The sequence below is a fragment of the Roseateles sp. GW821-FHT09H11 genome (assembly GCF_059415845.1).
Genome location: NZ_JBWKOA010000001.1, coordinates 1,126,929 through 1,153,877, shown reverse-complemented (window position 1 = coordinate 1,153,877; position 26,949 = coordinate 1,126,929). Strand labels below are relative to the sequence as shown.

29 protein-coding genes and 1 other RNA gene are annotated in these 26,949 nt (G+C 66.8%); 13 read left to right on the top strand and 17 right to left on the bottom strand.

All coding sequences use genetic code 11. From position 1 onward, the window contains the following. The first annotated feature begins 65 nt into the window (after positions 1–65). From AC07PR_RS04765 to AC07PR_RS04750, 4 genes are all read left to right on the top strand, one after another. Complete coding sequence (locus tag AC07PR_RS04765) at positions 66–2,438, top strand: DNA translocase FtsK (RefSeq protein WP_495134568.1); 2,373 nt, start codon at positions 66–68, stop codon at positions 2,436–2,438. 65 nt (positions 2,439–2,503) lie between these two features. Next, positions 2,504–3,124, top strand: a complete 621-nt coding sequence (gene lolA / locus AC07PR_RS04760; protein ID WP_495134567.1) for an outer membrane lipoprotein periplasmic chaperone LolA — start codon at positions 2,504–2,506, stop codon at positions 3,122–3,124. 21 nt (positions 3,125–3,145) lie between these two features. Then, positions 3,146–4,558 carry a replication-associated recombination protein A gene (locus AC07PR_RS04755; RefSeq protein ID WP_483106082.1) on the top strand — a complete coding sequence of 471 codons (1,413 nt, stop codon included), beginning with the start codon at positions 3,146–3,148 and terminating at the stop codon, positions 4,556–4,558. Positions 4,559–4,585: 27 nt separating this feature from the next. Continuing rightward, the gene (locus AC07PR_RS04750) at positions 4,586–5,545 is read left to right on the top strand and encodes an amino acid ABC transporter substrate-binding protein (RefSeq protein WP_377155490.1); all 960 of its coding nucleotides are present in this window, start codon (positions 4,586–4,588) and stop codon (positions 5,543–5,545) included. Here AC07PR_RS04750 and AC07PR_RS04745 read toward each other — a convergent pair. Further along, the gene (locus AC07PR_RS04745) at positions 5,460–6,479 is read right to left on the bottom strand and encodes a LysR family transcriptional regulator (protein ID WP_495134566.1); all 1,020 of its coding nucleotides are present in this window, start codon (positions 6,477–6,479) and stop codon (positions 5,460–5,462) included. The genes AC07PR_RS04750 and AC07PR_RS04745 overlap by 86 nt on opposite strands. Positions 6,480–6,578: 99 nt before the next feature. On the opposite strand from AC07PR_RS04745, the gene sugE reads away from it, so the two are divergent. Continuing rightward, entirely contained in the window at positions 6,579–6,899 is a 321-nt protein-coding gene (sugE, locus tag AC07PR_RS04740; protein ID WP_377155488.1) for a quaternary ammonium compound efflux SMR transporter SugE, read from the top strand. A gap of 143 nt (positions 6,900–7,042) precedes the next feature. Then, positions 7,043–7,363 (top strand): hypothetical protein, encoded by a 321-nt coding sequence (locus AC07PR_RS04735; RefSeq protein ID WP_377155486.1) that lies wholly within the window; start codon positions 7,043–7,045, stop codon positions 7,361–7,363. Here the strand turns inward: AC07PR_RS04735 and AC07PR_RS04730 are convergent. The 5 genes from AC07PR_RS04730 to rpsU all read right to left on the bottom strand — a co-directional run bounded on the left by AC07PR_RS04730 (position 7,360) and on the right by rpsU (position 10,977). After that, entirely contained in the window at positions 7,360–8,889 is a 1,530-nt protein-coding gene (locus tag AC07PR_RS04730; RefSeq protein WP_495134846.1) for a TRAP transporter large permease, read from the bottom strand. The genes AC07PR_RS04735 and AC07PR_RS04730 overlap by 4 nt on opposite strands. Next, positions 8,889–9,497 carry a TRAP transporter small permease subunit gene (locus AC07PR_RS04725; protein WP_431103148.1) on the bottom strand — a complete coding sequence of 203 codons (609 nt, stop codon included), beginning with the start codon at positions 9,495–9,497 and terminating at the stop codon, positions 8,889–8,891. The genes AC07PR_RS04730 and AC07PR_RS04725 overlap by 1 nt, the downstream gene beginning before the upstream one ends. A 283-nt stretch (positions 9,498–9,780) precedes the next feature. Then, on the bottom strand, positions 9,781–10,122 hold the full coding sequence (locus AC07PR_RS04720; protein WP_377155484.1) for a protein tyrosine phosphatase family protein: 342 nt from the start codon (positions 10,120–10,122) through the stop codon (positions 9,781–9,783). Between the two features lie 38 nt (positions 10,123–10,160). Next, complete coding sequence (locus tag AC07PR_RS04715; RefSeq protein WP_377155483.1) at positions 10,161–10,607, bottom strand: GatB/YqeY domain-containing protein; 447 nt, start codon at positions 10,605–10,607, stop codon at positions 10,161–10,163. 157 nt (positions 10,608–10,764) lie between these two features. Continuing rightward, entirely contained in the window at positions 10,765–10,977 is a 213-nt protein-coding gene (gene rpsU / locus AC07PR_RS04710; RefSeq protein ID WP_012346814.1) for a 30S ribosomal protein S21, read from the bottom strand. 458 nt (positions 10,978–11,435) lie between these two features. Between rpsU and AC07PR_RS04705 the strand changes: the two genes are divergently transcribed. Continuing rightward, positions 11,436–12,455 carry a GGDEF domain-containing protein gene (locus AC07PR_RS04705; RefSeq protein ID WP_377155482.1) on the top strand — a complete coding sequence of 340 codons (1,020 nt, stop codon included), beginning with the start codon at positions 11,436–11,438 and terminating at the stop codon, positions 12,453–12,455. A gap of 33 nt (positions 12,456–12,488) precedes the next feature. Here the strand turns inward: AC07PR_RS04705 and AC07PR_RS04700 are convergent, their stop codons facing one another. The 8 genes from AC07PR_RS04700 to AC07PR_RS04665 form a co-directional block, all read right to left on the bottom strand. Then, positions 12,489–12,926, bottom strand: a complete 438-nt coding sequence (locus tag AC07PR_RS04700) for an EVE domain-containing protein (protein WP_495134845.1) — start codon at positions 12,924–12,926, stop codon at positions 12,489–12,491. Between the two features lie 124 nt (positions 12,927–13,050). Further along, a non-coding RNA gene (ssrS, locus tag AC07PR_RS04695) (6S RNA) lies at positions 13,051–13,231 on the bottom strand. Between the two features lie 29 nt (positions 13,232–13,260). Beyond that, positions 13,261–13,593, bottom strand: a complete 333-nt coding sequence (locus AC07PR_RS04690) for a cell division protein ZapA (RefSeq protein ID WP_495134565.1) — start codon at positions 13,591–13,593, stop codon at positions 13,261–13,263. Continuing rightward, on the bottom strand, positions 13,590–13,844 hold the full coding sequence (locus tag AC07PR_RS04685) for a cell division protein ZapB (RefSeq protein ID WP_377155480.1): 255 nt from the start codon (positions 13,842–13,844) through the stop codon (positions 13,590–13,592). Before AC07PR_RS04685 ends, AC07PR_RS04690 begins: the two co-directional genes overlap by 4 nt. 47 nt (positions 13,845–13,891) lie before the next feature. Next, a complete protein-coding gene (gene nth / locus AC07PR_RS04680; protein ID WP_377155479.1) occupies positions 13,892–14,530 on the bottom strand; it encodes an endonuclease III in 639 nt (212 codons plus the stop codon). A gap of 54 nt (positions 14,531–14,584) precedes the next feature. Beyond that, positions 14,585–15,217, bottom strand: a complete 633-nt coding sequence (gene rsxB / locus AC07PR_RS04675; RefSeq protein ID WP_495134844.1) for an electron transport complex subunit RsxB — start codon at positions 15,215–15,217, stop codon at positions 14,585–14,587. 62 nt (positions 15,218–15,279) lie between these two features. Then, entirely contained in the window at positions 15,280–16,602 is a 1,323-nt protein-coding gene (locus tag AC07PR_RS04670) for a polyhydroxyalkanoate depolymerase (RefSeq protein WP_377155477.1), read from the bottom strand. Between the two features lie 250 nt (positions 16,603–16,852). Further along, positions 16,853–18,055 carry an amino acid aminotransferase gene (locus AC07PR_RS04665; RefSeq protein ID WP_495134564.1) on the bottom strand — a complete coding sequence of 401 codons (1,203 nt, stop codon included), beginning with the start codon at positions 18,053–18,055 and terminating at the stop codon, positions 16,853–16,855. 133 nt (positions 18,056–18,188) lie between these two features. On the opposite strand from AC07PR_RS04665, the gene uvrB reads away from it, so the two are divergent. Continuing rightward, positions 18,189–20,354 carry an excinuclease ABC subunit UvrB gene (gene uvrB / locus AC07PR_RS04660; protein ID WP_495134563.1) on the top strand — a complete coding sequence of 722 codons (2,166 nt, stop codon included), beginning with the start codon at positions 18,189–18,191 and terminating at the stop codon, positions 20,352–20,354. Positions 20,355–20,496: 142 nt separating this feature from the next. Here uvrB and AC07PR_RS04655 read toward each other — a convergent pair whose 3' ends face one another. The 3 genes from AC07PR_RS04655 to AC07PR_RS04645 form a co-directional block, all read right to left on the bottom strand. Next, positions 20,497–22,179 (bottom strand): rhodanese-like domain-containing protein, encoded by a 1,683-nt coding sequence (locus AC07PR_RS04655; protein WP_495134562.1) that lies wholly within the window; start codon positions 22,177–22,179, stop codon positions 20,497–20,499. Between the two features lie 56 nt (positions 22,180–22,235). Continuing rightward, positions 22,236–23,213: an aliphatic sulfonate ABC transporter substrate-binding protein gene (locus AC07PR_RS04650; RefSeq protein WP_377155473.1), complete on the bottom strand. Its 978-nt coding sequence runs from the start codon at positions 23,211–23,213 to the stop codon at positions 22,236–22,238. Between the two features lie 123 nt (positions 23,214–23,336). Continuing rightward, positions 23,337–23,501: a hypothetical protein gene (locus AC07PR_RS04645; RefSeq protein WP_483106091.1), complete on the bottom strand. Its 165-nt coding sequence runs from the start codon at positions 23,499–23,501 to the stop codon at positions 23,337–23,339. A gap of 120 nt (positions 23,502–23,621) precedes the next feature. On the opposite strand from AC07PR_RS04645, the gene AC07PR_RS04640 reads away from it, so the two are divergent. From AC07PR_RS04640 to iscA, 5 genes are all read left to right on the top strand, one after another. Then, entirely contained in the window at positions 23,622–24,086 is a 465-nt protein-coding gene (locus AC07PR_RS04640) for a low molecular weight protein-tyrosine-phosphatase (protein ID WP_495134561.1), read from the top strand. A 168-nt stretch (positions 24,087–24,254) separates the two neighbouring features. After that, a complete protein-coding gene (locus AC07PR_RS04635) occupies positions 24,255–24,788 on the top strand; it encodes a Fe-S cluster assembly transcription factor (protein ID WP_067273486.1) in 534 nt (177 codons plus the stop codon). A 55-nt stretch (positions 24,789–24,843) separates the two neighbouring features. Then, positions 24,844–26,064 carry an IscS subfamily cysteine desulfurase gene (locus AC07PR_RS04630; RefSeq protein ID WP_377155470.1) on the top strand — a complete coding sequence of 407 codons (1,221 nt, stop codon included), beginning with the start codon at positions 24,844–24,846 and terminating at the stop codon, positions 26,062–26,064. A gap of 71 nt (positions 26,065–26,135) precedes the next feature. Next, positions 26,136–26,552: a Fe-S cluster assembly scaffold IscU gene (iscU, locus tag AC07PR_RS04625; protein ID WP_377155469.1), complete on the top strand. Its 417-nt coding sequence runs from the start codon at positions 26,136–26,138 to the stop codon at positions 26,550–26,552. 8 nt (positions 26,553–26,560) lie between these two features. Beyond that, positions 26,561–26,884, top strand: a complete 324-nt coding sequence (gene iscA, locus AC07PR_RS04620; RefSeq protein WP_377155468.1) for an iron-sulfur cluster assembly protein IscA — start codon at positions 26,561–26,563, stop codon at positions 26,882–26,884. The last annotated feature ends 65 nt before the right edge of the window (positions 26,885–26,949 follow it).

Here is a 26,949-nt window from a genome sequence, read left to right as displayed (position 1 = left end):
CGTTTCTTCACCTTGGTGAGGAGCCCCGCGTCCGAGACGCGGGGCTTGTGCGTCACAATCGAGGAATGAGTTTTCCCGGTTCCCTGCTGGGCGGCGGTGACGACGCCGCTCCGACCGAGCGCCCCGCGCCGGCACGCAAGTCCAAGAAGGCCGCGCCGCGCGCCGCGCCGCCCGCGCCGCCCAGTCCGCTGCGCACGCCGCTGTGGCTGCTGATCGGCGCGCTGGTGTGGTGCCTGGTCTTGCTCGCCATGGTCAGCCATGACCGCGCCGATGCGGCCTTCAGTACCGCCGGCACCTCAGCCCCGGCGCACAACCGCGTCGGTGCGCTCGGCGCCTGGATTTCCGACCTGATGCTGTTCGGCTTCGGCTACTCCTGCTGGTGGCTGATGCTCATCTCGCTGCGTGCGTGGCTGAGCGGCTTGGCGCGCATGCTGCGCGCCGACGGCGGTCCGATGCTCACGTTCAAGGAACGCCTGCCGACCGTGGCCGGCCTCGTGCTCCTGATGGCCGCGAGCTGCGCGCTCGAATGGACCCGCCTCTACGGCTGGGAGTCGCACCTGCCCGGACATGCCGGCGGCGTGTTGGGCTACCTGCTCGGACCCGCCAGCATGAAGCTGCTCGGCTTCGCGGGTTCTGGCGTCGTGTGGATCGCCGCGCTGGTGGCCGGCGTGTCGTTGGCGCTGAAGTTCTCCTGGCTGCGCGTGGCCGAGCAGATCGGAACCAAGATCGAACGTCTGATCGAGAAGCGCGAGGTCCGTCGCGAGATCGCCGAGGACAAGCGCGTCGGCAAGGAAGCCAAACGCGAGCGCGAAGCGGTCGTCGAGGTCGAGCGTCTGGTCGAGGAAGAGCATCACATCCCGATCGTCATCGAGCCGCCGGTCGCCGAGGTGCCGAAGTCCACGCGCGTCATCAAGGAGCGCCAGCAGACGCTGTTCACCGATCCGACGGACGCGAAGCTGCCCCAGGTGGACCTGTTGGACGCGCCGCCGCCGCGCATCGAGACGGTGACGCCCGAATCGCTGGAGATGACCAGCCGCATGATCGAGAAGAAGTTGAAGGACTTCGGCGTCGATGTGCGGGTGGTGGCGGCCTCGCCGGGGCCGGTGATCACGCGTTACGAGATCGAGCCGGCGACCGGCGTGAAGGGCTCGCAGATCCTGGGCCTGGCCAAGGACCTGGCGCGCTCGTTGAGCCTGACCTCGATCCGCGTCGTCGAGACCATCCCGGGCAAGAACTACATGGCGCTGGAGCTGCCGAACGCGCGCCGCCAGACCATCCGGCTGTCCGAGATCCTGGGCTCCCAGGTCTACGCCGACGCCGCGTCGCCGCTGACGATGGGCCTGGGCAAGGACATCGTCGGTCTGCCGGTGGTGGCCGACCTGGCCAAGATGCCGCACTGCCTGGTGGCCGGCACGACCGGCTCGGGCAAGTCGGTGGGCATCAACGCGATGATCCTGTCGGTGCTCTACAAGGCCGAGGCCCGCGATGTCCGTCTGATCCTGATCGATCCGAAGATGCTCGAAATGAGCGTCTACGAAGGCATCCCGCATCTGCTGGCACCCGTCGTGACCGACATGAAGCAGGCCAGCAACGCGTTGAACTGGTGTGTCAACGAGATGGAGCGGCGCTACAAGCTCATGTCCAAGATGGGCGTGCGCAACCTCGCGGGCTTCAACAAGAAGATCGCCGACGCGGCCGAACGCGAGGAGAAGATCCCCAACCCGTTCAGCCTGACGCCGGAAGAGCCGGAACCGCTGGAGCGTCTGCCGCACATCGTCGTCGTCATCGACGAACTGGCCGACCTGATGATGGTCGTCGGCAAGAAGATCGAGGAACTGATCGCCCGCCTGGCGCAGAAGGCGCGGGCGGCCGGCATCCATCTGATCCTCGCGACGCAACGTCCGTCGGTCGACGTGATCACCGGCCTGATCAAGGCCAACATCCCGACGCGCCTGTCCTTCCAGGTATCGAGCAAGATCGACTCGCGGACCATCCTCGACCAGATGGGCGCGGAAGCGCTGCTGGGCATGGGCGACATGCTCTACATGGCGTCGGGTACCGGCCTGCCGGTGCGCGTGCACGGCGCGTTCGTCAGCGACGACGAGGTGCATCGTGTCGTCGAGTACCTGAAGGAGCAAGGCGAGCCCAACTACATCGAAGGCATCCTGGAAGGCGGCGTGCTGGACGGCGATGGGGGCGGCGATGGGCTGCCCGGCCTGACAGCAGGCGGCGACGGCGAATCCGACCCGATGTACGACCAGGCGGTGGGCATCGTCCTGCAGCACAAGCGGGCATCGATCTCGCTGGTGCAGAGACATCTGCGCATCGGCTACAACCGGGCCGCCCGTTTGCTGGAGCAGATGGAGAAGTCCGGTGTCGTCTCGGCGATGGCCACCAACGGCAACCGCGACATCATCGTGCCCAAGCGGGACGACTGACGGCGTCACCGGACGCGACCACTGAACGCGACGAATGAACGCGACGAATGATTGAGGCTTCCTCCATGCTCCGTATCCTGACCCGTGGCATCGCGGCGATCGCCGTCTGCGTCACGCAATTGGCTCGCGCCGACGGCGTGAGCGCGCTGCAGCAGTTCGTCACCGAAGTGAAGAGCGGCCGCGCGGCGTTCACGCAGACCGTCACCGCACCCGATGGCAAGCGCAAGAAGACGACGACCGGCACCTTCGAGTTCCAACGTCCCAACCAGTTCCGCTTCAGCTACGCCAAGCCGGCCGAGCAATTGATCGTGGCCGACGGCAAGGAAGTGTGGATCTACGACCCGGATCTGCAGCAGGCCAGCGTCCGCAACATGGACCAGGCGTTGGGCGCGACGCCGGTGTCGCTGCTCGCGGGCGGCGACCTGTCGAAGGATTTCACGCTGAAGTCGTTGCCGGCCGCGAACGGCCTGGACTGGGTGCAGGCTACGCCCAAGCGCAACGACAGCGGTCTGCAGAGCCTGAAGCTCGGTTTCAAGGGGCGCGAACTGGGCGCGCTGGAGATCGTCGACGGTTTCGGCCAGCAGTCGGTGATGCAGTTCAGTGCGATCGAGCCGAACGCCAAGGTGTCGGCCGACCGCTTCCGCTTCAACCCGCCGCCGGGCACGGACATCGCTCGCCAACCCTGAGCGGTGACTGAGTCAGCATCGATGAGCAACGCGTCGCTCTTTCCGGACGAGTTCGATTCCGTCCCGGGCGGACGGCCTGCGAGGGCCGCACCGAGCCAGCACGCACCGCTGCCGGAACGGCTGCGGCCGCACAAGCTCGACGAGGTCGTCGGCCAGCGCCACCTGCTGGGTGAGGGCATGCCGCTGCGTGTCGCGCTCGAGAGCGGCCGGCCGCATTCGATGATCCTGTGGGGTCCGCCCGGCGTCGGCAAGACGACGCTGGCGCGCCTGATGACGCAGCACTTCGATGCACAGTTCATCGCGATCTCCGCGGTCCTGGGCGGCGTCAAGGACATCCGCGAGGCGGTCGACCGCGCGCAGGTCGCGGCGGGGCAGGGGCGGCGCACGATCGTGTTCGTCGATGAGGTCCACCGCTTCAACAAGGCGCAGCAGGACGCCTTCCTGCCGCACGTCGAGTCGGGGCTGTTCAGCTTCATCGGAGCGACGACCGAGAACCCGTCGTTCGAGGTGAACTCGGCGCTGCTGTCGCGGGCGACGGTGCACGTGCTGAAGTCGCTGGACGAGCAGGACATGCGCGAACTGCTGACGCGCGGGCGCGAGGCGCTCGGCGCGCCACCGGTGAGCGAGGCCGCCACGCTGCGCTTGATCGGTTATGCCGACGGCGATGCGCGGCGTCTGCTGAACACGCTGGAGACCGTGGCGCAACTGACCCCCGCGGGCACGGCGGAGATCGACGAGGCACTGCTGGAGCGCACGCTGGGCGAGCAATTGCGGCGCTACGACAAGGGCGGCGACCAGTTCTACGACGTCATTTCGGCGCTGCACAAGTCGGTGCGAGGCTCCCATCCGGATGCGGCGTTGTATTGGCTGGTGCGGATGCTCGACGGCGGTGTCGATGCGCGCTACATCACGCGGCGACTGGTCCGGATGGCCAGCGAAGACATTGGAAACGCCGATCCGCGTGCACTGCGGATCTGCCTGGACGCGGCCGAAACCTATGAGCGTCTCGGGTCGCCGGAAGGCGAGCTCGCGCTGGCGCAGGCGGTCGTCTATCTGGCGATCGCGCCGAAGTCGAATGCCGTCTACAACGCCTACAACCAGGTCCGCGCGCTGATCAAGCAGGACAGCTCGCGGCCGGTGCCGGTCCACCTGCGCAACGCGCCGACGCGTCTCATGAAGGAGCTCGGCTACGGCAAGGCCTATCGCTACGCGCATGACTTCCCCGGTGCGTACGTGGCCGGCGAGCAGTACCTGCCGGACGGCCTCGAGGATCAGCGCTTCTATGAACCCGTGCCGCGCGGCCTGGAGATCAAGATCGGCGCGCGGCTCGACGAATTGCGGCGGCTCGACGCCGGAGCGCTCGGACAGGACGATGCCCCCGGTCGAGGCGGCACCGATGGCATCGGCGAAAACGGTGAAAACGGCGAGGCCTGATCGATGAGTGCGCGGATCGTCAGCGTTGTGACCGCGGTCCTTCTGATGTTGGTGTGGACGGCGGGCGCGTTGCCCGCGAGCGCCGCGCCGGTCAAGCCGGGACTCGCCGGACCGTCGGCGTCGCGCCTGGCGCAACCGCCAGAAGGCCCGACGCTGACGCGCATCCGCGAAACCGGGGTCGTCGTCATCGGTTACCGGCCGGCGTCGGCACCGTTCAGCTATCTCGACGCGCAGCTGCGGCCGACGGGCTATTCCGTCGAACTCTGCGAGCGCGTGATCGCGTCGCTGCGCGTGCGGCTCAAGCTGCCCGACCTGGAGGTGCGACGCGTCGCGGTCGGTTCGGCGACGCGCATGCCGATGGTCAGCAACGGCACCTTGGACATGGAGTGCGGCATCACGACCAACACCGCCGAGCGCGCGCGCAGTCAGGCATTCTCGGTGACGATCTTCGTGGCCGAGACCAAGCTGATGACGCGCCACGGCGAGAAGGTGCAGAGCCTGCTTGACCTTCGCGGCCGGCCGGTGGTGAGCACCATCGGCACGACCAGCATCCAGCACCTGGCCAAGGTCAATGAGCAACAGGGGCTGAACATCCGCATCGTCGCGGGGCTGGACGACCCGGACGCATTCCAGCTGCTGCGCAGCGGCCGCGCCGACGCGTTCATGATGGACGACGTGATCATCCGCAGCCTGCTGGCGCAGCAGGGTGCGGCGGTTTCGACGGACGACTACGTGATCTCCGATCGCGCGTTGACCGTGGAGCCCTATGCGATCGGGCTCAATCGCGACGATCCGATGTTCAAGACCATGGTCGACGACGTGCTGACCGGCCTGTACCGCAGCGGCGAGATCCACACCATCTACAGACGCTGGTTCGAGTCGCCGCTGCCGCCGACGGGCATCAACCTGAAGCTGCCGATGAACGCTGCTTTCCGGCGCGTGGTCGCTCAGCCGACGGACTCGCCGGATCCGGAGCGCTACCGCTGAACGGCGTACCTGCCGGCGTCCGATCGCCAGCGATCGTGCCGGAGCAGCCTTCGCGACCGTTCAGCAGTTCGACGAAACGCCGTGCGGCGAGTCCGAGCGGCCGCGTCTGCGTCCAGACGACGTCGACGTAGAGCTGCAGTGCGGTCGTGAAGTTGCCTGCGGGAATCTGCACCAGTTCCCCCGAGGCCAGCGCCGCGCGCACGAACCCCGACGGCAACCACGCCCATCCTAGGCCCGCGGACACCATCCGCAAGGCCGCCACCGGACTGTCGGTGCGCCATTGCACGCGGGACGCGGCAATCCGCTTGTCGACGTCGCAGGCGTCGCGACCGGCGACCAGGATCTGACGTTCGGCGATGAGGTGCTCGTCGCGGAGCGCTGAAGGATCGCGCGCGAGCATCGGATGCGAGGCTGCCGCGACGGCGATCAGCGTTTCGCGGGCCACTTCCTGGAACTGCTCCGACGGGTCGAGTCCTTGTCGCTCGAAGACGAGGGCCAGTTGCGCGCGGCCGGACTTCAGCATCGCGAGCGCGTCCGCCTGCGGCGCGGTCAGTACCTCGACGTCCAGCAGCGGGAACTCGGCGGACAGCGTCGTCAGTGCGTCGCTCCATGGCGTTGCTGCGACGAGCTCGGGCACGACCGTGATCGTCAGCGAGGGCTCCAGCCCTTGGGTCATCGACAACGCATGGCGGTTGAGCTGGCCGAGCTGCTCGGCCAGCCGGCGCGCCTGCGGCACCAGCGCGAGCGCCTGCGCGGTGGGGACGGGTTCCCGGCCGGCGCGGTCGAAGAGAGGGAGGTCGAGCTGAGCTTCCAGGTTCGCGATCGTCATGCTGACGGCTGAGGGCACGCGCCCCAGCGCGCGCGCCGCAGCGGAGAACGAACCGTGGTCGATCGCCGCGAGGAAGACGCGGAGGTTGTCGAGGTCGAAAGCCATTGTGGTCCGTGATCTGTCAGGCAATCTGATGGATGCTGACTTTAACTATCAGAACCACGAACATACAGTGGCGTCCATTCCACTTTCAAGGAGATGGCGATGGTGTGGGGCGTGTTGTTTCTGGCCGGATTGTTCGAGATCGGCTGGGCCGTCGGCCTGAAGTACACGGAGGGGTTCACACGGCCATGGCCGACGGTGGGCACCGTGGCGGCGATGGTGACGAGCGTCGTGCTGCTGGGCTGGGCGCTGAAGCATCTGCCGGTGGGGACGGCCTACGCGGTGTGGACGGGCATCGGTGCCGTCGGCACCGCGATCGCGGGCATCGCGCTGCTGGGCGAGTCGGCGTCGCCGGCGAGGCTCGCGTGCATCGGCCTGATCGCCGCGGGCATCGTCGGGCTCAAGATCGTCACGCCGCAGTAAGCCCGCCAACTGCCGCGTCGTTCGCGGTTGCCGACCGGCGCCTGATCAGTTGTCAGCAGAAGGTCCTCGGCGCCTGTTGGCTGTAGCGAGCGCAGGGCATGGCACTTGCCGACGAAGGTCATCGAAGACTTCCGGAGACTCCCATGCCCGACTTCAACGAACCCCGGGACAAGGCCTACGACCACGAGCAGGAGGCCGCCTACTGGCGCGACAACTACGCCAACCGGCCCTACATCCAGCAAGGCGACACGCATGACGACTTCGGTCCGGCGTATGCCTATGGGGTCGATGCGTTTGCCCGCTATCCGGACCGGGACTTCGAGGACTTCGAAGCCGAGCTGCATCGGGACTGGGGCAATCAGCGCCAGGGCTCGTCGCTCGAATGGGCGCGCGCCAAGCCCGCGGTGAAGGACGCCTGGGATCGCATCAAGGAGGCGTCGAACATGCCGCCCTCGACGCGCTAGGGAGTTCCTTCAGAGGCAGCGGAGGCCGGTGCGGACGCGGCCTCCGCCGGCAATCCGAACAGCGCGTTCGTGTCCGCGTTGGGATCGGTGCGCTCAGCCTGGCCGGCGTCGATGCCCTGGAGCATCTCCGTCGCCTTGTCCATGTCGACCGCTTCCGCCTTGTCGAGGAACGCCGTCACCGTGACCGGGAAGAAGATGACGATCGCCACCAGGATCAGCTGCATCACCACCCAGGGGATCGAGCCCAGGTAGATATCGCTCGAAAGCACCCGCTTGGGCAGCGCGCCGTTCTTGAACAGCGTGTCCGAGATCCCTCTCAGGTAGAACAGCGCGAAGCCGAACGGCGGGTGCATGAAGCTCGTCTGCATGTTCACGCAGAGCATCACGCCGAACCACACGAGGTCGATGCCCATCTTGTCGGCGACCGGGCCGAGCAGCGGCAGGATGATGAAGGCGATCTCGAAGAAGTCGAGGAAGAACGCCAGGAAGAAGATGAAGAGGTTGACGATGATCAGGAAGCCGATCTGACCGCCGGGCAGGTTGGAGAGCAGATGCTCGATCCACTTGCCGCCTTCGACGCCCTGGAACACGAGGGAGAAGGTCCGCGACCCGATCAGGATGAACACCACCATCGCGGTGATGCGCATCGTGCCGATCATGGCGTCCTTGACCACCGGCCAGTTCAGCCGCCGGTGCGACGCCGCCAGGATGAACGCGCCGACCGCCCCCATCGCGCCGGCCTCGGTGGGCGTGCAGATCGCCTTGTCGATGCCGGGCAATCCGCCCATGGAGCCGAGCACCGCGAAGATCAGGATCGCCGACGGGATGATCCCGCGCAGGCACTTCGCCCACAGCGCCCAGCCGTCAAGGGTGCGCGCCTCCTTGGGTACGCCGGGCACATGCTCCGGCCTGAAGCGCGAGACCATGAAGGTGTACAGCGCGAAGATCAGCACTTGCAGGATCGACGGTCCCCAAGCGCCCTTGTACATGTCGCCGACGGGCTTGCCGAGCTGGTCCGCCAGCACCACCAGCACCAGGGAGGGCGGCACCAGCTGCGTGATCGTCCCCGAGGCGGCCAGCACGCCGGTGGCGTAGCGCATGTTGTAGCCGTAGCGCATCATGACCGGCAGCGAGATCATCGCCATCGCGATCACCTGACCCGCCACCGTGCCGGTGATCGCGCCCAGGATGAAGCCCACGATGATCACCGAGTAGCCCAGCCCGCCGCGCACCGGCCCGAAGAGCTGGCCCATCGAATCGAGCATGTCCTCGGCCAGGCCGCATTTCTCCAGCAACGCGCCCATCAGCGTGAAGAAGGGGATCGCGAGCAGCAGTTCGTTGGAGAGGATGCCGAAGACGTTCTGCGGCAGCGCCGACATGAACGACGGCGGGAACCAGCCCTGGCTCACCGCGAAGAAGCCGCAGGCCAGGCCCAGCGCGGCCAGCGAGAACGCCACGGGGAAGCCGATCAGCATGATGATGATCAGCCCCGCGAACATCAGCGGGGGGAACTGCTCCATCGTGATCATTGCAGCGGCCTCTCGTAGTGCGTGTCCATCTCGACGAGATGGGCCAGGTAGCCGATGCGCTTGATCACCTCCGAGATCCCCTGCAGGAACACGAGCGCGAAGCCCACCGGCAGCGTCAGCGCGGCCGGCCAGCGGATCAGCCCGCCGGCGTTGCCTGACACCTCGCCGCTGGTGAACAGCTTCCACGCATAACCGCCGTAGCCGAGCGCGGCGACGGTGTCCTCCGCGCGCATGCCGGTGGTGAGCTTCACCAGGAAGAAGTCCCACGACAGCCAGCCCGCATACCCCATCACGGGGATCAGGAAGACGATGAGTCCGAACAGGTCGACGTAGACCTTGCCGTGGCCGCGCAGCCGCGTGTAGAGGATGTCGACGCGCACATGCTCGTTGAGCCGCAGCACCTGCGCGGCGCCGCCCATCACGCAGGCGGCGAACAGGTACCACTGGATCTCAAGGAAGGCGTTGGAACTGATGTCCAGGCCGTAGCGGATCACCGCGTTCGCGGCGCTGATAAAGCACGACAGCAGGACAGCCCAGGCGGCAAGCGTGCCGAACCGGTCCGTCAGCCAGTCGATGCCCTTGGCAAATGCAAGCAGGGCTTTCATCGACGAGTCCAGGTCTCCATCTCGAACCCCGACGGGGGGGGGGGGGCTCGGTTCTTGTGTATAGACGTGGACTGTAGCCAGCGGGGGCTGTCGGGAACCTGAATTCGGGAGGGGCTGCGGGAAAGCCCCGACATGCGAAGAATGGAGCGTTGATCGAGGCGACCGGGGTCCCTTTTCTCCGTGTCCCTCCTTCGACTGCCTCCCGGCAGTCGAATTCCCTCCTTGACCTCCGAAAAGGGCCCCCGGTCGCCTCGATCTGAGGCACCGAGGGGCTCTCGTCGGCTCAGAGTTGGGTGGCGGCGGCGAAGAGGCGCGTGGAACGCGCGCCGGAACGGCAGAACGCCAGCACCGGCTTCGGCACTTCGTCGAGCAACGCGCGCATCGCGGCGATCTCTTCCGGCGATTGATAACCGCCCTGCACCGGCAAGTGGCGATACACCAGTCCCGCGGCTTCGGCCGCGGCGCGGACCTGCTCGCTGGTTGGCTGGTCAGGGCCGTGCTCGAAATCGGGCCGGTTGTTGATCACCGACTTGAAGCCGGCTTCGGCCAGTGCAGCCATCGCCTCCGGCGTCAGCTGCGGCGCGACGCAGAAATCGGGCGTCAATTGTTGGACGGTCAGTTCCATCGCGAACTCCTGTCGTTGAGTCGAAGCGAGGAGGGCGCTCAGCCCGCCAGCGCCGCCTTCACCGCCGCCGAGACCAGGCCCATGTCGGCCTTGCCCGCCAGCTTGCCCTTCACGGCGCCCATCACCTTGCCCATGTCGGCAGGGCCCTTGGCGCCCAGCTCCGTCACGATGGCGGCGACTTCTGCCTTGATCTCGTCTTCGCTCAAGCGCTGCGGCAGGTAGACCTCCAGCACCTTCAGCTCCGCGGTTTCCTTGTCGGCCAGGTCCATGCGGCCTGCCGCCGTGAACTGGCTGATCGAGTCCTTGCGCTGCTTGATCAGCTTGTCGACGATGGCCACCAGCATCACGTCGTCCACCACGACGCGTTCGTCCACTTCCTTCTGCTTCACCGCGGCCAGCAGCAGCCGGATCGTGCCCAGGCGTTCGCTGTCCTTGGCGCGCATTGCCGTCTTCATGTCTTCGGTGATCTGTTCCTTCAGGCTCATGAGGGCTCCTTGGTTCCTACTCTCGATGGAGATGTCGTAATGTCGCGCAGAAACAGAAAAGCCCGCGGCAGCGTCCTGCGCGGGCTTTCTGTGCTGTTCCGGCGGTGGGGATCGTCAGTGGACGGGTCCCCGGTGCCGAAGCGGTCCGATCAGGCGATCAGTACAGCTTCTTGGGCAGCTGCATGCTGCGCACGCGCTTGTAGTGACGCTTCACGGCAGCCGCCTTCTTGCGCTTGCGCTCGGCAGTCGGCTTCTCGTAGAACTCGCGGGCGCGCAGCTCGGTGAGCAGGCCCAGCTTTTCGATCGTGCGCTTGAAGCGGCGCAGGGCCACGTCGAACGGCTCGTTTTCTTTGACGCGAATGGTGGTCATGAAATTCCTTCAAATAGCGCTCGGTGTTCGCGAGGAAGGGCTTGCCTTCGAAGCGGAGTATCCGGATTCCACTTCCGAATCGACGCGCAGGGTTTGCCAGCAAAACGAGGATTCTAGCCTTATTTTTGACCGGTGACCACTCAACTCGATGCAGCCGCGCCGCGCAGGAGACAACGTCTGGTTCCCGCCAGCGTGTCCCCTGTGAAGGCCGCATGCTCGCCTTGCAGGCGGGTGTGACATTTTCACGCCTTGTCCCCGCCGGAGCGCAGGCCCGCCTCGCTGGGCGAAGTGCATCGCTCTCGGCCCAAGCCGTGGCAAGCTAGGATGCCGCACCCCAAGCTTAGGGGGAGTGGCACCTCTGTCCTGCCATCGGCACTTGCCCCGGCGACGGACGCCCATCTACATTCGATCCACCACCATTCGACCGCGAGGGGCCTCCCCCTGGCCCGGCCCGACCCATGGAATTACAAGCCGCCGCGACGCCCGCGCCTGCCAGTTTCGATGCCTGGCTGGAATCGTCGGGAACGCCCCAGACGCCCGTTGCGGCCGGCTTGCTCAGCCTGCTGGAGCCGACCGGCGCCTGCCTGACCGTGAAGTCGATGGCGACCGGACGTTATGTCTTCGCCAGCCCGGGCATGAGTGAGCTCTTCGGTCGCCTGGAGACCGGCATCGTTGGCGCCACCGATGCCGAGCTGATGCGCGGCGACGAAGTGCAGGCGATGCGACGCTCCGAGCAGGCCACGCTCGCGCAGCGCGGCGTGGTGAGTTCCGAGCACCGGCTGGAGATCGGCGGACGCCGTCGCGAGTTCATGGTCATGCGCGTGCCGCTCGGCGCGGAGCACGTCATGGCGCTGTGGAGCGACAAGACCGAAGAGCGTCACCGCGAGACGCACCTGCAGCGCGCGCTGCAGCAACTCGAGCAGCAGCAGAAGTCGCTCGAACAGATGCGCCGCGAGTTGCAGCAGGGCAGCGGCCGCGACGAGGTCTCTGGCCTCTACATGCGCGCGCAGTTCGACGATCAACTGCTGCGCGAGATCGATCTCTCGACCCGCGAGCACCGCGAGTTCACGCTGGTGCTGATCGCGCTGGATCCGGTGGCTCCGGAGGCTGGACTCGGCGAGGAAGCTCGGCAACGCCTGCTCGAAGGCCTGGGGCGCATGCTGCGCGCCAACACTCGCGCGATGGATGCGGCCTGCCGCATCGGCGACGACCTCTTCGCGGTGCTGTTGTCGGGCGTCGGCCTCGCGACCGCGCATGCGCGCATGGAACAGCTGCGCCGCCAGTGCCATGCCCAGATCGTCGTGCTGCATGGGCAGGACATCGGCCTGTCGTTGTCGATGGGCGTGGCGAGCTTCCCGCACACTGCCTCGCGCCAGGAGGAACTGCTGGGCGCCGCCGAGATGGCGGTCAAGGAAGCGCAGCGGCGCGGCGGCAATCAGGTCGTGCTGGCGTCGATCCCGTTCGGGATGGGCGGCTGAAGCTGCCGCCGGACCGAGCGTCGCGCTCGCCGGTCAGGCGAGCAGCTTCTGAAGGTGCTGCCATTCCGACGGCGTCACCGGCGTGATCGACAGCCGGTTGCCCGGCTGCAGGGTGCGCATGCCGGCAAGCGCGGGATCGCGCTTCATCTCTGCCAGGCTCAACAACCGGGTCTTGCGCACGAAGCGCACGTTGACGTGCTGCCAGCGCGGTTCCTCGCGCCTGGCCTTCGCATCGAAGTAGTGACTCCCGGGATCGAACTGGGTCTCGTCCGGATAGGCCGTGCTGCTGACCTCGGCGAACCCGGCGATGCCCGGCTCTGGACAGGACGAGTGATAGAACAGCACGCCGTCGCCGATGCGCATCTGGTCGCGCATGAAGTTGCGTGCCTGGTAATTGCGGACGCCGGTCCACGGAAGTTCACCGGCGGCCTGCAGATGGTCGATCGAGGCCTCATCCGGTTCGGACTTCATCAGCCAGTACTGCCGGGAATCGTGCGATGCGGTGCTCAAGGCGGAACCCTCATGGCGATGGCCGATCAAGCTCGACCATGAAAAAACCGCGCGTGACGAAAAAATCAGGCGCGGTTTGGGAAGAGGTGTCCACGGCGAACCGTGAGCCGCATTCCTGAACCCTAGGGGTACAGGTGGGCGAGGTCAGCAGGGCTTCGGGTTCATCTGACGCGAGACGCTCACACCAGCTCTGCAATGTTCCAAGCCCTTGCTCGCGAAAGCATCGGTTCAAGGAAATATAAAACTCACGCGAACGCAGTGGACAGGATGGATTCTACGCGCCGCGACTCCGCGTTCACAGCAGTTGCCCGTCTTGGACAAGGGCTTCATCGAGCCGCTTCATCAGCGTTTCAAGATCGGGTACGGTGGTGCCGCGCGCGCCACCGGCGATTGCATCCGTTGCATCGCCAGGCGCCACTGCCGGTGCGTTCGATTCGGTGAGCGAATAGGCGAGGTTCAGGGCCGCCAGCACCGCGATCCGTTCGCGTGCCTTGATGCGACCCGCGTCGCGGATCGCACACATTTCCTTGTCGACACGCGCCACGGCCTTCTGCAACGCGGCTTCGCCGCCCTCCGGGCAGCCGAGCAGATAGCTCTGGCCCATGATCGTGACTTCCATTTGCTTCATGCGCCCGTCTTTCGAGAATCTGAGGGTTCAGTGCCGTCGCCGCTCTCCAGCAGATCGGCCGCCTCCAGCGGGAGACGATCCAGCAGGGCGTCGACGCGCGCGCGCGCCGCGGCCAGTCTGGAGCGCAAGCTGTCGCGCTCCAGGGTGAGCGCCTGGACCTGTTGCTCGAGCAAGCCGTTCGTGCGTTTGAGTTCCTCGTGACGCACCAGCAGGCGCTCGACGCGGTCGACTAGGTCGTTGATGCTGGACATGGCTTCCCTGACGGATGAACGCGCGGATTGTAGGGGGCGGGGTTCGCTCAGCGCGCCGCAGCCATCGGGGCGCTGTCACATTGCGCGACGACGGCGCAGCGTTCGCACAGCGGTCGACGTGCCTGGCAGACGTAGCGGCCATGAAGGATCAGCCAGTGGTGCGCGTCGACCAGGAATTCCTCCGGCACGCGTTGAAGCAATTGCTGTTCGACTTCCAGCACGTTCTTGCCCGGCGCGAGGCCGGTGCGATTGCCGACGCGAAAGATGTGCGTATCCACGGCCATCGTCGCTTCGCCGAAGGCGACGTTGAGCACCACGTTCGCCGTCTTGCGACCGACGCCGGGCAAGGATTCGAGCGCCTCGCGGCTTTGCGGCACGGCGCCGCCGTACTGCTCGACCAGGATGCCGCAGGTCGCGTAGAGGTTCTTCGCCTTGGTCTTGTAAAGGCCGATCGTCTTGATGTATTCGGCGAGCCGTTCCTCGCCCAGGTCCAGGATCTTCTGCGGCGTGTTGGCGACGACGAACAGCCGTCTCGTCGCCTTGTTGACGCCGACATCGGTGGCCTGCGCGGACAGCAGCACCGCGGCGAGCAGTTCGAAGACGCTGGCATATTCCAGTTCGGTCTGCGGCGACGGATTGGCGCGGCGGAGGATCTCGAAGAATTCGCGGACTTGCGTTTGATTCATGGCGAGCGGGAAACGGCTGGCGATGGGCGGGGCGGGATCGAAGAGAGGCAGCGTTCAGGCGCCGCGCTTGGCACGAGCCCGCGCGAGCGCGGCCTCGATGACGGCGCGCTTGCGGTCGATCTGTGCCGCGTCGGTGAGCCGCGTTTCCTCTTCGAGGTGATCGAGCTTGTGCTGCGCCTTGGTTTCGAGGCGCGCATCGTGCTCATGCTGGTCGCGCGTGACACGGATCTCGTGCCAACGGTAGCGCTCGCGAGCGCGCTCTGCCTGCGGCGCGCTCCATGCAGCCCAACCGCTTCGCCCCGGCGTGACGTCCGCCAGCGAGATGCAGTCGACGGGGCAGACCGGGATACACAGTTCGCATCCGGTGCAGTCCGCGTCGATGACGACATGCATCTGCTTGTTGGTTCCGATGATCGCGTCGACGGGACAGGCCTTGATGCACAAGGTGCAGCCGATGCACCAGCCTTCGTCGATGACGGCAAGCCGGCGAGGTCCCTCGATACCGTGGTCCGGATTGAGGGGCGACGGTTCGCGAGCGGTCAGCGCGGCCAGGCGCGCGATGCCTTCGGCGCCGCCGGGGGGGCACTGGTTGATCGCCGCCTCGCCGCTCGCCATCGCGTGGGCGTAGGAGTGGCAGTCGGGATAGCCGCAGCGCGTGCATTGCGTCTGCGGCAGGGCCAGGTTCAGCCGTTCGACGAAGTCGTCGAACGCGGAGGAGGTCGGTTCAGCGGAGGCGGCAGCGGCGGGATTCACTCGGTCGGCTTGCGCGGCCGGCGGGCCGCAGCCGGACGGGCGGCAGCACGCTTCGTCGCGGCGGGCTGGTGCAACGGGGCCGCATCGTACTTCGCAATGAAGTCGCGGATCACCGGATAGACCTTCTCGCGCCAGCGGCGGCCCGAGAAGATGCCGTAGTGGCCGGCACCGACCGCGTCGTAATGGGCCTGGTTCTTCGCGTCGATGCCGCTGCACAGCTCGTGCGCCGCCTTGGTCTGGCCGGCGCCGGAGATGTCGTCCAGTTCGCCTTCAACCGTGAGCAGTGCGGTCTGGGTGATGTCCTGCGGGCGCACCAGGTCGCCGCCCACTTCCCAGGTCCCGTTCACCAGTGCGAAGTCCTGGAACACCGTCTTGATCGTGTCCAGGTAGTACTCGGCCGGCATGTCCAGCACGGCGTTGTACTCGTCGTAGAAGCGGCGGTGGGCGTCGACGTTGTCGTCGTCGCCGCGGACCAGGTCCAGGAAGTAGTCGTAGTGCGAGCTCAGGTGACGGTCCGGATTCATCGCCACGAAGCCGGTGTGCTGCAGGAAGCCCGGATAGACCTCGCGGCCCGCGCCCGGGAAGTTGGTCGGAACGCGGTAGATCACGTTGTTCTCGAACCAGCTGTAGCTCTTGTTCATCGCCAGGTTGTTGACGGCCGTCGGGCTGCGGCGGGCGTCGATCGGACCGCCCATCATCGTCATCGAGCGCGGAGTGGTCTCGCCCTTGGAGGCCATCAGCGAGATCGCCGCGAGCACCGGCACCGTCGGCTGACAGACCGAGATCACATGGCAGTCCTCGCCGACGTGGCGGATAAAGTCCTGGACGTAGTAGATGTAGTCGTCAAGGTGGAAGGCGCCAGCCGCGAGCGGCACCATGCGGGCGTCGGTCCAGTCGGTGATGAAGACCTTGTGGTCCTTCAGCAGCTGCTTGACGGTGTCGCGCAGCAGCGTGCTGTGGTGGCCTGACAGCGGTGCGACGACCAGCACGGTCGGTTGCGCCTTCATCTTCGCCAGCACGGCCTGGTCGTCGGTGTAGCGCTTGAACCGGAGCAGACGGCAGAACGGCTGCTCCAGCGCCACCAGTTCCTGCACGGCGACGTCGACACCGTCGACTTCGACGCTGTTGATCTCGAACTCCGGCTTCTCGTACTCCTTGGCCAGCCGGTGCATCAGGTCGAGGCCCGCGGACATCCGGTGCGACAACGGCGTATGGGCGAAAGGCGACAGCGGGTGGCTGTACAGCTTGGCCGTGGCGCTGGCGAATTCGGAGAACGGGCTCAGCAGCGCGCGTTGGGTTTCATAAAGCTGGTAGAGCATCTGGCGGACCTCTGGAGGGGGGAGTGAGGCGAAGGCTGGCACCCGTTGTGCAATGCAGCAATTCTAGTGCCCGGCTTCTTGCAGTGTGTGTCGCCGGTGCGCCGAGCAAGGCGGGAGGAGGGACTTCGAACCGACGCATTTCGCCATAAATGCGCAGGGCCGGCCCGCTTGCGGCGGGTCCGGCCCTGTGTTCGGAGGCTGATCGTGCGATCAGCGCATCGAAGTGTGGTGTCGGAGAGGAGCCCGGAGGTCAGGCCTTCTTCACGGCGGCGATCGCGGTGGCGACCGGCTTCAGGTTCTTGCTGTTCAGCGCGGCGACGCAGATGCGACCCGAATCGACGCCATAGACGCCGAACTCGGAACGCAGGCGCTGCATCTGCTCGGCGCTCAGGCCGCTGTAGCTGAACATGCCCTTCTGACGGGTGACGTAGCTCAGGTCGTCGGTGATGCCGGCGGCCTTGAGCTCGGTGACGAGCGCCTCGCGCATCTGCTTGATGCGCACGCGCATGCCGGCCAGTTCCTCTTCCCACTGGGCCCGCAGCGTCGGGGTCGACAGCACGGTCGCCACGACCTGGGCGCCGTGCGTCGGCGGGTTGGAGTAGTTCGTCCGGATGACGATCTTCAGCTGGCTCAGGACCTTGACCGTTTCCTCGGCCGAGGCGCAGACCACGCTCAGTGCGCCGACGCGCTCGCCATAGAGCGAGAAGCTCTTGGAAAAACTCGTCGACACGAAGAAGTCCAGGCCCGCGGCCAGGAATTGCTGGATCACGGCGCCGTCCTCGGCGATGCCTTCGCCGAAGCCCTGGTAGGCCATGTCCAGGAAGGCGACCAGGTTCTTCGTCTTGACCACTTCGACGACCTGGCTCCACTGCGCGGGCGTCAGGTCGTAGCCGGTCGGGTTGTGGCAGCAGGCGTGCAGGACGACGACCGTGCCGGCCGGCGCGGCGTTGAGCGCCGACAGCATGCCGTCGAAGTTGATGCCGCGGTTGGCGGCGTCATAGTAGGGGTAGGTGTCGACCGGGAAGCCGGCGTTGGTGAACAGCGCGCGGTGGTTTTCCCACGAGGGGTCGGAGATCAGGACCTTCGCGTCCGGGTTCAGCCGCTTGAGGAAGTCGGCGCCGATCTTCAGACCGCCGGTGCCCCCGATGGCCTGGACCGTCGCGACGCGCTTGCTCTTGAGCACCTCGCTGTCGGCGCCGAAGACCAGTCCCTGCACCGCCAGGTCATAGGCGGCGATGCCGTCGATGGGCAGATAGCCGCGCGGCTTGGGCGCGGCCTGCATCTGCGCTTCCGCCGCGGCCACGCAGGCCAGCAGCGGCAGCTTGCCGTTGTCGTCGTAGTAGACGCCGACGCCCAGGTTGACCTTGTCGGGATTCGGGTCGGCGTTGAATTGCTCGTTCAGACCCAGGATGGGGTCGCGAGGGGCCATGGCGACGGCGGCGAACAAGGACATGGAGGCTTTCCTGACAAACGGTGGAGAGGACTGCGCTACGCTGTCGCGTCCTGACGCCCGAGGCGCCTCCTGAGCGCCCAGCGAAGCCCGCCGATTGTAGGCAGGGAACATGCGTTGCCCCTGGGAAACCCTGATGAGTCGATCCACCGCCGCCAAGCCTGAAACTCCCGTCGCCAAGGGGGAGAGCCCCGTCCCGCCAGAGGTGGAGACCTCCGGCGCGGGCGAGCCGCCGAAGGGCGAATTCGTCTCTTTCGAAGGCTCTCCCTTCCAGCTGTTCCAGCCGTACCCGCCCGCGGGCGACCAGCCGACGGCGATCCAGCAACTCGTGGACGGCGTCAACGACGGCGAAAGCTTCCAGACGCTGCTGGGCGTGACCGGCTCAGGCAAGACCTTCACGATGGCCAACACGATCGCGCGGCTCGGACGCCCGGCCATCGTCTTTGCGCCCAACAAGACGCTGGCGGCGCAGCTGTACAGCGAGTTCCGCGAGTTCTTCCCGAAGAACGCGGTCGAGTACTTCGTCAGCTACTACGACTACTACCAGCCCGAGGCCTACGTTCCGCAGCGCGACCTGTTCATCGAGAAGGACAGTGCGATCAACGAGCAGATCGAGCAGTTGCGGCTGTCCTGCACGAAGAGCCTGCTGGAACGGCGCGACGTGGTGATCGTGGCGTCGGTGTCGGCGATCTACGGCATCGGCAACCCGAGCGATTACCACCAGATGGTGATGACGCTGCGGGTCGGCGACAAGGTCGGTCAGCGCGACGTGATTCAGCAGCTGGCGCGCATGCAGTACACGCGCAACGAGATGGAATTCACCCGCGGCCACTTCCGCGTGCGCGGCGACACGATCGACGTGTTCCCGGCCGAGCACTCGGAGCTGGCGCTGCGGATCGAGCTCTTCGACGACGAAGTCGAGGGCCTGGTGCTTTTCGATCCGCTGACCGGACAGATCCGGCAGAAGATTCCGCGCTTCACGGTCTATCCCTCGAGCCATTACGTGACGCCGCGCGACCGCGTGGTCGCCGCGATCGAGACGATCAAGGAGGAACTGCGCGAGCGCGTCGCCTTCTTCATCAAGGAAGGCAAGCTCGTCGAGGCCCAGCGGCTGGAGCAGCGCACGCGCTTCGACCTGGAGATGCTCCAGGAGGTCGGCCACTGCAAGGGCATCGAGAACTACACGCGTCATCTGTCGCAGGCCGCGCCGGGCGATCCTCCGCCGACGCTGGTGGACTACCTGCCGCCCGACGCGCTGATGTTCCTGGATGAGAGCCACGTGCTGATCGGCCAGTTCGGCGGCATGTACAACGGTGACCGGGCGCGCAAGAGCACGCTGGTCGAGTACGGTTTCAGATTGCCGTCGGCGATGGACAACCGGCCGCTGAAGTTCGAGGAGTACGAGCGCAAGATGCGCCAGGCCATCTTCGTCAGCGCGACGCCGGGTGACTATGAGAAGCGCCAGGCCGGCAACGTCGTCGAGCAGTTGGTGCGGCCCACCGGTCTGGTGGATCCGATCGTCGAGGTGAGACCGGCCGTGCATCAGGTTGACGATGTCCTGCAGGAGATCCGCGACCGGGTCGAGATCAAGGAACGCGTGCTGATCACGACGCTGACCAAGCGCATGGCCGAGCAGCTGACCGAGTACCTCAGCGACAACGGCGTGAAGGTGCGCTACCTCCACTCGGACATCGATACCGTCGAGCGGGTGGAGATCCTGCGTGACCTGCGGCTCGGGACCTTCGACGTGCTGGTGGGGATCAACCTGCTGCGCGAAGGCCTGGACATCCCCGAGGTGTCGCTGGTGGCGATCCTGGATGCGGACAAGGAAGGTTTCCTGCGCGCGGAACGCAGCCTGATCCAGACCATCGGGCGGGCCGCCCGGAACGTGAATGGCAAGGCGATCCTGTATGCGGATCGCATGACCGAGTCGATGAAGAAGGCGATCGGGGAGACCGAGCGCCGGCGCGCCAAACAGATCGAGTTCAACGAGGCCAACGGCATCACGCCGCGCGGCGTGGTCAAGCGCATCCGCGACCTGATCGAGGGCGTCTACAGCGACAAGCCGGGCCGCGACGACGCCAAGGTGATCCACGACGCCGCTGAAGTCGAGGCCCTGAGTGAAAAGGACCTGAGCAAGCGCATCACGCAGCTGGAGAAGCAGATGCTGGAGCACGCGCGCAACCTGGAGTTCGAGAAGGCCGCGCGGCTGCGCGACCAGCTCTCGCAACTCAAGGAGCAGGCGTTCGGCGCGGCCGTGCACGACAACGTCGTACCAATCACGGCCGGCAAGGGGAAGTAGGCCGCTTCTGGTCGAGGCTCCCCGACTTCGCGTGGCCAAGCGCGGGCACTCCACGGGGCAGGGGGCGCCCCTCCAGGGACCCCCAGCCCCATTCCGGCCCCAGTGGGAACTGGGGACCGCGAGTTCGGTGGTGCGGGCTGCGTCAGTTCTCGATGACGCGGAAGAAGTGCGTCCCGTCGCGGTCGAGCTGCGCGATCAGTCCGAACTCCCAGTCGAGGTAGGCCTGCATTGCGTCGCGCGGGTGATTCGTGCCCTCGTAAGGGCGCCGATAACGGTCGTCGCGCGGGAAGGCCAGGCGCGGATTGGCGGACTCGATCGGCAGGCCGGCGTCATACCAGGCCGTCGTGCCGCCTTCGAGCACCAGCAGTTCGCGCCCCTCTGAGGCCAGTTCGGCCGCGAGGTCGGCGGCGACGAAACGCGGGAGCACACCCAGGTTGCCCGTGAGCACGACGCGACGTGCCGGCGGGATCACCGTCCGAAGCGCATCGGCAAGCCGCGCCCGGGGGCTCCACCACGCGCCGGGGATGTGACGGACGATGTAGGTGATGCTCGGCGCCACGTCGACGACGACCGTATCCGGCTGCTCCCGATCCGCCTCCTCGACGCGCCAGCGGGCGAGCTCGGAGGGCGTCACGGTCGCGACCGTCGGCGAGAGCGGCTGCGGCGGCAGGTCGGGGCCGGTCTCGGTGTGGGCGGTGGCGTCGGGCGGCAGCACGGCGACCTCCCACCCCATCTGCGCCAGCCAGGCCGCGGCCATCGGCGCGCGGATGCCGTCGTCGTCGGCCAGCACGATGCGCGCGCCGCGCACCGGCACATGGTGGTCCGTCTCCTGGACGAGCTGCCCGCCGGGCGCGTTGCGGAAACCGGGGCGGTGGCCGCGGCCGTACTCGGCGGCGCTACGGACATCGAATCGATAGGTCGACCGTCGTGCATCGGCCAGCCATTCCGCGAGAACGGAGGTGTCGATGCGTTGCACGTGAGCCCGGCGGGCGAGGGCGGCCGCCCCTTCTCTCGCGGCGGACAGATCGCCGACCGGCACGTCCTCGTGCGAGCGTCCCTGGCCCTGCGCGAGCGTGAGGCCGGCGAGCGTCCATCCGATGGTCCCGTTGCGGAGCGCGGCGACAGGATTCGGCACGCCGGCGTCGATCAGCGACTGCGCGCCGATGAGGCTGCGAGTGCGGCCGGCGCAGTGCACGACGATCGTCGTCGACGGATCGGGCGCGAGGTCGCGCGCGCGCCGCACCAGTTCGCCGCCAGGCGTGCTGATCGAGCCCGGCAGGCTCATCGTGCGGTACTCGTCGAAGCGGCGGGCATCCAGCAGCACGATGTTGTCTCGACGCGCGAGCCGTTCCTGGACTTCCTCCGCCGGCAGTGATGGCGTGTGCCGGCGCGCTTCGACGAGTTCGCCGAAGGCCTTGCTCGGAACGTTGACGTCGCGGAAGAGCTCCAGGCCGTCGTCGCGCCAGGCGGACAGGCCACCCGCGAGCAGGGCGACATCCGTGTAGCCCAGCGACTGCAGCTTGCGCGCCGATGGCGCGGCGACGCCTTCGCCGTCGTCGTAGACGACGATGGGCACGTCGCGGCGGGGCAGGCGACCCCAGGCGTCGAGCTCCAGCCGCGAGGCCGCGAGATTGGCGGCCCACAGCGGATGGGCTTCGGCGTAGGCGGCCTCTTCGCGGACGTCGAGCAGGGCGATCTCCACGCGCGCGAGCAGCGCGGCGCGGACGTCGGCGGGCGTGCGGGTCGGCAGCGGCGCAGGGTGCTTCGGGGCCGGCGGACGGGGCAGCCCTTGGGCGGTTCCCGTGTCGGAGTTCAGGACGGACATGGCGATGCTCCTTGCGATCGGACCGGGGCGGTGCGGGTCGGGTGACGGGGCGGTGTTCAAGCCGGGCGCCACACGGGCGATTCCTGGACCGCGATGCGGCGGGGCAGGATCTGCGCACCGCTGAAGGCGTCGGCGATGCGCTGTTGCTCGGACAGGGACTCCGGGTCGACCGGGCGGACCGCATAGCTGCGGCGCTCGTTCGCGGCGGCGACGATCGAAGCGTCCAGGCCAAGCACCGGCGCATGCCATTCGGCCGCGGCGGCGGGGTTCTTCTTCACCCACTCGCCGGCACGCTGAAGTTCGTCGTAGACGCGCTGGAGAACCTCGGGATTCTGTTGCGCGAACGAGGTGGCCGCCAGGTAGAAGCGCCGGTAGGCGGCGATGCGGGTGCCGTCGACCAGGATGCGCGCGCCCGACTGGCGCTGTACGGCGGCCAGGAACGGATCCCAGACGACCCAGGCGGCGATGGCGCCGTTCTCGAAGGCCGAGCGGCCGTCGGCGGGGTTGAGGTAGGCGGGCTCGATGTCGCGGATCGACAGGCCGGCCTGGCTCAGCGCTTCCAGCAGCAGGTAGTGCGCGCCGGCGCCCTTGGCGAAGCCGATCTTCCTGCCCTTCAACTGGGCGATACTGGTGATCGGCGAATCCTTGCGGACCACGATGGCCTGCGCGGTGGGCGACGGCGTCTCGATCGCGTAATAGGTGAGCTTGGCCCCGGCGGCGAGCGCGAACGGCGGGACGGCGTCGGCCACGTCCGCGCTGAGGTCGAGCGCGCCGATATTGAGCGCTTCCAGCAGCGGCAGGCCGGAGGTGAACTCATGCCAGCTCACGGCGACCTGCTGCGGCGCGAGCGCCTTCTCGAGGATGCCGCGAGACTTCAGGAACAGCGTCAGCGTGCTGGACTTCTGGTAGCCGATGCGCAGGGTCCTGGCCTCGGCCGCGCGGACCGGGAACGCGGGGAGGGCCGCCGCCCCCGCGAGGGCGGCGGTTTGTGCCAGCCATTGGCGGCGGGAGGTCTGGAAGCGCAGGGAAACCATGGCAGCGTGCTCGAGATCGAGCGTGAAACAGGGGAACGCCGCAGGCTACGGATCCAGGCCGGGGATCGGAAGGAAGCAAAGCGAGGATCGATAAACGCGCTCTGCTCAAGCGCGTTCGGGATGTCAGCCCGCCCGCGGATCGTCACGCTGAGGCGTGGTGCCGGAAGCCGGGGAGGGGGCGGCTTCCTCTTTTAGCGCCCACTCCAGTAGCGCCGCCGTCTTCTCGTCGCCGAGGTCGATCAGCTGCAGGCGAGCGGCGCGGACGGTTTCGATTTGCGTGAGGTTCATGGCGGGGCTCCAGGGTGGGTGTGATGGGTCGATTAGCAAATTCTGGTCCCATGTGACGGTCCTGCCGATCGCGGATCTGCCGAATGGCAATCGGCGGCGCCGGCGCCACAATGCCGCCCCATGCCTGCCGAGCTCTCCATCCTCTTTATCTGCACGGGAAACATTTGCCGCTCGCCGACGGCCGAAGGCGTGCTCCGTCACCAATTGGTGGAGATGGGGCTGGCGGACCGCGTCCACGTCGACTCCGCCGGCGTGCAGGGCTGGCACGCCGGTGAGGCCCCGGATGAACGCTCCCAAGACCACGCCCGAAAAAGGGGCTATGAGCTCTGCGATCAACGGGCGCGCGCGCTTCGCACCGACGATTTCGAGCGCTTCGACCTGCTGGTCGCCATGGATGGCGGCCATCTTCGCGAGCTCCGACGCCGCTGCCCTGCTGCGCTGCAGCACAAGATTTCCCTGCTGCCCGGGGAGATCGAGGTACCAGATCCGTATTACGGCGGTGCCGACGGCTTCGAGCAGGTGCTCGATCTGCTGGAGTCAGGCTGCGGTCGTCTGGCGCAAATCGCAGCCAGTCGACTGGCCTGAAAGGGCCCCCTCGACCCCTGTCCGGGGTAACCCGAGCAAGCTTCCTCTTAATTGAGTAAAATGGTCGGACTTAGCGGGGGTTAACCCTGCTCCGTGAGTCGACCCGGCGTCAGCCGAGCCGCCGCCTCCATGTCCTGTAGCCCGACAAGGGCGCCAAGGAGAAGTTCGATGCGTCTCACCACCAAAGGTCGTTTTGCCGTCACCGCGATGATCGATCTGGCCCTGCGCGAAAACGGCGGGCCCGTCGCGCTGGCGGCGATCAGCCAGCGCCAGCAGATCTCGTTGTCCTATCTCGAACAGCTGTTCGGCAAGCTCCGCCGCCACCAGCTGGTCGAATCCACCCGCGGTCCTGGCGGCGGTTATTCGCTGGGCCGCCGCTCCGATGAGATCACGGTCGCCGACATCATCGTCGCCGTCGACGAACCCATTGACGCGACCGGTTGTGGTGGCAAGGAAAACTGCATGGGCGACGACACCGGCCGCTGCATCACGCACGACCTGTGGACGGCGCTGAACAACAAGATGATCGAGTACCTCGACTCGGTCACGCTGCGCAAGCTCGTCGACGACCAGCTCGCCAAGGGCGTCACCGTCGAGGAAGCGCCGATCAAGCGCGCCATCTCGAGCACTCCCGTCGTCAAGCCCATCCGCATCACCGCGCCGAATTCCGTGTTCGCGCTCGGCAATGCCATGAGCAAGTGATCCCGGCCCTCCGGTCCACGTCAACCATTCAGTAGTCGATAAGAAGAACGTTCCCATGGACATGACCCCGCACTTCCCCATCTACATGGACTACGGCGCCACCACGCCGGTGGACCCGCGCGTCGTCGACGCGATGATTCCGTGGCTGCGCGAGCACTTCGGCAATCCGGCGTCGCGCAGTCACGCGTGGGGCTGGGAGGCGGAAGAAGCCGTGGAGAAGGCGCGCGTCGAAGTCGCGAAGCTGATCGGCGCGGACCCGCGCGAGATCGTCTGGACCTCCGGCGCGACCGAGTCGAACAACCTCGCCATCAAGGGCGCGGCGAACTTCTACCAGTCGCGCGGCAAGCACCTGATCACGATCAAGACCGAGCACAAGGCCGTGCTCGACACGACGCGTGAGCTGGAGCGCCAGGGCTTCGAGGTCACCTACCTCGACGTCCAGGAAGACGGCCTGATCGACCTCGACGTGCTGAAGGCGGCCATCCGCCCGGACACGATCCTGATCTCGGTGATGTTCGTGAACAACGAGATCGGCGTGATCCAGGACATCCCGACCATCGGCGCGCTGTGCCGCGAGAAGGGCATCGTCTTCCATGTCGACGCCGCGCAGGCCACCGGCAAGGTCGAGATCGACCTGACCACGCTGCCCGTCGACCTGATGAGCCTGGCTTCGCACAAGTCCTACGGCCCCAAGGGCATCGGCGCGTTGTACGTGCGTCGCAAGCCGCGCGTGCGCCTGGAAGCGCAGATGCATGGCGGCGGTCATGAGCGCGGCCTGCGTTCGGGCACGCTGCCGACGCATCAGATCGTCGGCATGGGCGAAGCCTTCCGCATCGCCCGCGAGGAAATGGCCACCGAGCTGCCCCGCATCAAGGCGCTGCAGCAGCGCCTGCTGGACGGCCTGAAGGACATCGAGCAGGTGTTCATCAACGGCGACCTGACCCGCCGCGTGCCCCACAACGTCAACGCCTCGTTCAACTACGTCGAGGGCGAGTCGCTGATCATGGGCATCAAGGGCATCGCCGTGTCGTCGGGCTCGGCCTGCACGTCGGCGAGCCTGGAACCCAGCTATGTGCTGCGCGCGCTGGGCCGCAGCGACGAACTGGCGCACTCCTCGCTGCGCATGACGATCGGCCGTTTCACGACCGAAGAGGAAATCGATTACGCCGTCTCGCTGCTGAAGGACCGGGTCGCCAAGCTGCGCGAACTGTCCCCGCTGTGGGACATGTTCAAGGAAGGCGTCGATATCAGCAGCATTCAATGGGCCGCGCATTGAGCGCCCCTCATTGATAGCGGCGGATTGATCGCCATCTGATCATTACGAACAAGGTTGTTGGAGAACACGACATGGCATACAGCGACAAGGTCATCGACCACTACGAAAATCCCCGCAACGTGGGCGGCTTCGACAAGGGCGACGAGTCCGTCGGCACCGGCATGGTCGGCGCGCCGGCCTGCGGCGACGTGATGAAGCTCCAGATCAAGGTCAATCCCGCGACCGGCTTGATCGAGGACGCCAAGTTCAAGACCTACGGCTGCGGCTCGGCGATCGCGTCGAGCTCGCTGGTCACCGAGTGGGTCAAGGGCAAGACGCTGGACCAGGCGCTGTCCATCAAGAACAACCAGATCGCGGAAGAACTGGCCCTGCCGCCGGTGAAGATCCACTGCTCGATCCTGGCCGAGGACGCCATCAAGGCCGCCGTGGACGACTACCGCGCCAAGCACGGTTCGAACGCCGAGGCGGGCGCCACCGCCACCGCCTGAGGTCAGCGATGTCCGTCACCCTGACCGAAGCCGCCGCCCGGCACGTCACGCGCTACATCGCCAAGCGCGGCCGTGGCGTGGGCGTGCGCCTGGGCGTGAAGACCACCGGCTGCTCGGGCCTGGCCTACAAGCTGGAGTACGCGGACGAGGTGACCCCCGAGGACGTGATCTTCGAGGGCCATGGCGTGAAGGTGCTGATCGACCCGAAGAGCCTGCCGTACCTGGACGGCACCGAGCTGGACTTCGTCCGCGAGGGCCTGAACGAGGGCTTCAAGTTCCGCAACCCTCGCGAAAAGGACCGCTGCGGCTGCGGCGAGTCTTTCCGCGTCTGAGTTCGCAAGCGAAGAGAGGCGCGGCCACGGTGCCGCGCTTTTTTGTTCGTGCGATTGATTCGGCT

Bases quoted from the DNA above. Each gene is read 5' to 3' on its own strand.
- AC07PR_RS04765 (WP_495134568.1), top strand. From the start codon at position 66: ATGAGTTTTCCCGGTTCCCTGCTGGGCGGCGGTGACGACGCCGCTCCG.
- lolA (WP_495134567.1), top strand. From the start codon at position 2,504: ATGCTCCGTATCCTGACCCGTGGCATCGCGGCGATCGCCGTCTGCGTC.
- AC07PR_RS04755 (WP_483106082.1), top strand. From the start codon at position 3,146: ATGAGCAACGCGTCGCTCTTTCCGGACGAGTTCGATTCCGTCCCGGGC.
- AC07PR_RS04745 (WP_495134566.1), bottom strand. From the start codon at position 6,479: ATGGCTTTCGACCTCGACAACCTCCGCGTCTTCCTCGCGGCGATCGAC.
- sugE (WP_377155488.1), top strand. From the start codon at position 6,579: ATGGTGTGGGGCGTGTTGTTTCTGGCCGGATTGTTCGAGATCGGCTGG.
- AC07PR_RS04735 (WP_377155486.1), top strand. From the start codon at position 7,043: ATGCCCGACTTCAACGAACCCCGGGACAAGGCCTACGACCACGAGCAG.
- AC07PR_RS04725 (WP_431103148.1), bottom strand. From the start codon at position 9,497: ATGAAAGCCCTGCTTGCATTTGCCAAGGGCATCGACTGGCTGACGGAC.
- AC07PR_RS04720 (WP_377155484.1), bottom strand. From the start codon at position 10,122: ATGGAACTGACCGTCCAACAATTGACGCCCGATTTCTGCGTCGCGCCG.
- AC07PR_RS04715 (WP_377155483.1), bottom strand. From the start codon at position 10,607: ATGAGCCTGAAGGAACAGATCACCGAAGACATGAAGACGGCAATGCGC.
- rpsU (WP_012346814.1), bottom strand. From the start codon at position 10,977: ATGACCACCATTCGCGTCAAAGAAAACGAGCCGTTCGACGTGGCCCTG.
- AC07PR_RS04705 (WP_377155482.1), top strand. From the start codon at position 11,436: ATGGAATTACAAGCCGCCGCGACGCCCGCGCCTGCCAGTTTCGATGCC.
- AC07PR_RS04700 (WP_495134845.1), bottom strand. From the start codon at position 12,926: ATGAAGTCCGAACCGGATGAGGCCTCGATCGACCATCTGCAGGCCGCC.
- AC07PR_RS04690 (WP_495134565.1), bottom strand. From the start codon at position 13,593: ATGAAGCAAATGGAAGTCACGATCATGGGCCAGAGCTATCTGCTCGGC.
- AC07PR_RS04685 (WP_377155480.1), bottom strand. From the start codon at position 13,844: ATGTCCAGCATCAACGACCTAGTCGACCGCGTCGAGCGCCTGCTGGTG.
- nth (WP_377155479.1), bottom strand. From the start codon at position 14,530: ATGAATCAAACGCAAGTCCGCGAATTCTTCGAGATCCTCCGCCGCGCC.
- AC07PR_RS04670 (WP_377155477.1), bottom strand. From the start codon at position 16,602: ATGCTCTACCAGCTTTATGAAACCCAACGCGCGCTGCTGAGCCCGTTC.
- AC07PR_RS04665 (WP_495134564.1), bottom strand. From the start codon at position 18,055: ATGTCCTTGTTCGCCGCCGTCGCCATGGCCCCTCGCGACCCCATCCTG.
- uvrB (WP_495134563.1), top strand. From the start codon at position 18,189: ATGAGTCGATCCACCGCCGCCAAGCCTGAAACTCCCGTCGCCAAGGGG.
- AC07PR_RS04655 (WP_495134562.1), bottom strand. From the start codon at position 22,179: ATGTCCGTCCTGAACTCCGACACGGGAACCGCCCAAGGGCTGCCCCGT.
- AC07PR_RS04650 (WP_377155473.1), bottom strand. From the start codon at position 23,213: ATGGTTTCCCTGCGCTTCCAGACCTCCCGCCGCCAATGGCTGGCACAA.
- AC07PR_RS04645 (WP_483106091.1), bottom strand. From the start codon at position 23,501: ATGAACCTCACGCAAATCGAAACCGTCCGCGCCGCTCGCCTGCAGCTG.
- AC07PR_RS04640 (WP_495134561.1), top strand. From the start codon at position 23,622: ATGCCTGCCGAGCTCTCCATCCTCTTTATCTGCACGGGAAACATTTGC.
- AC07PR_RS04635 (WP_067273486.1), top strand. From the start codon at position 24,255: ATGCGTCTCACCACCAAAGGTCGTTTTGCCGTCACCGCGATGATCGAT.
- AC07PR_RS04630 (WP_377155470.1), top strand. From the start codon at position 24,844: ATGGACATGACCCCGCACTTCCCCATCTACATGGACTACGGCGCCACC.
- iscU (WP_377155469.1), top strand. From the start codon at position 26,136: ATGGCATACAGCGACAAGGTCATCGACCACTACGAAAATCCCCGCAAC.
- iscA (WP_377155468.1), top strand. From the start codon at position 26,561: ATGTCCGTCACCCTGACCGAAGCCGCCGCCCGGCACGTCACGCGCTAC.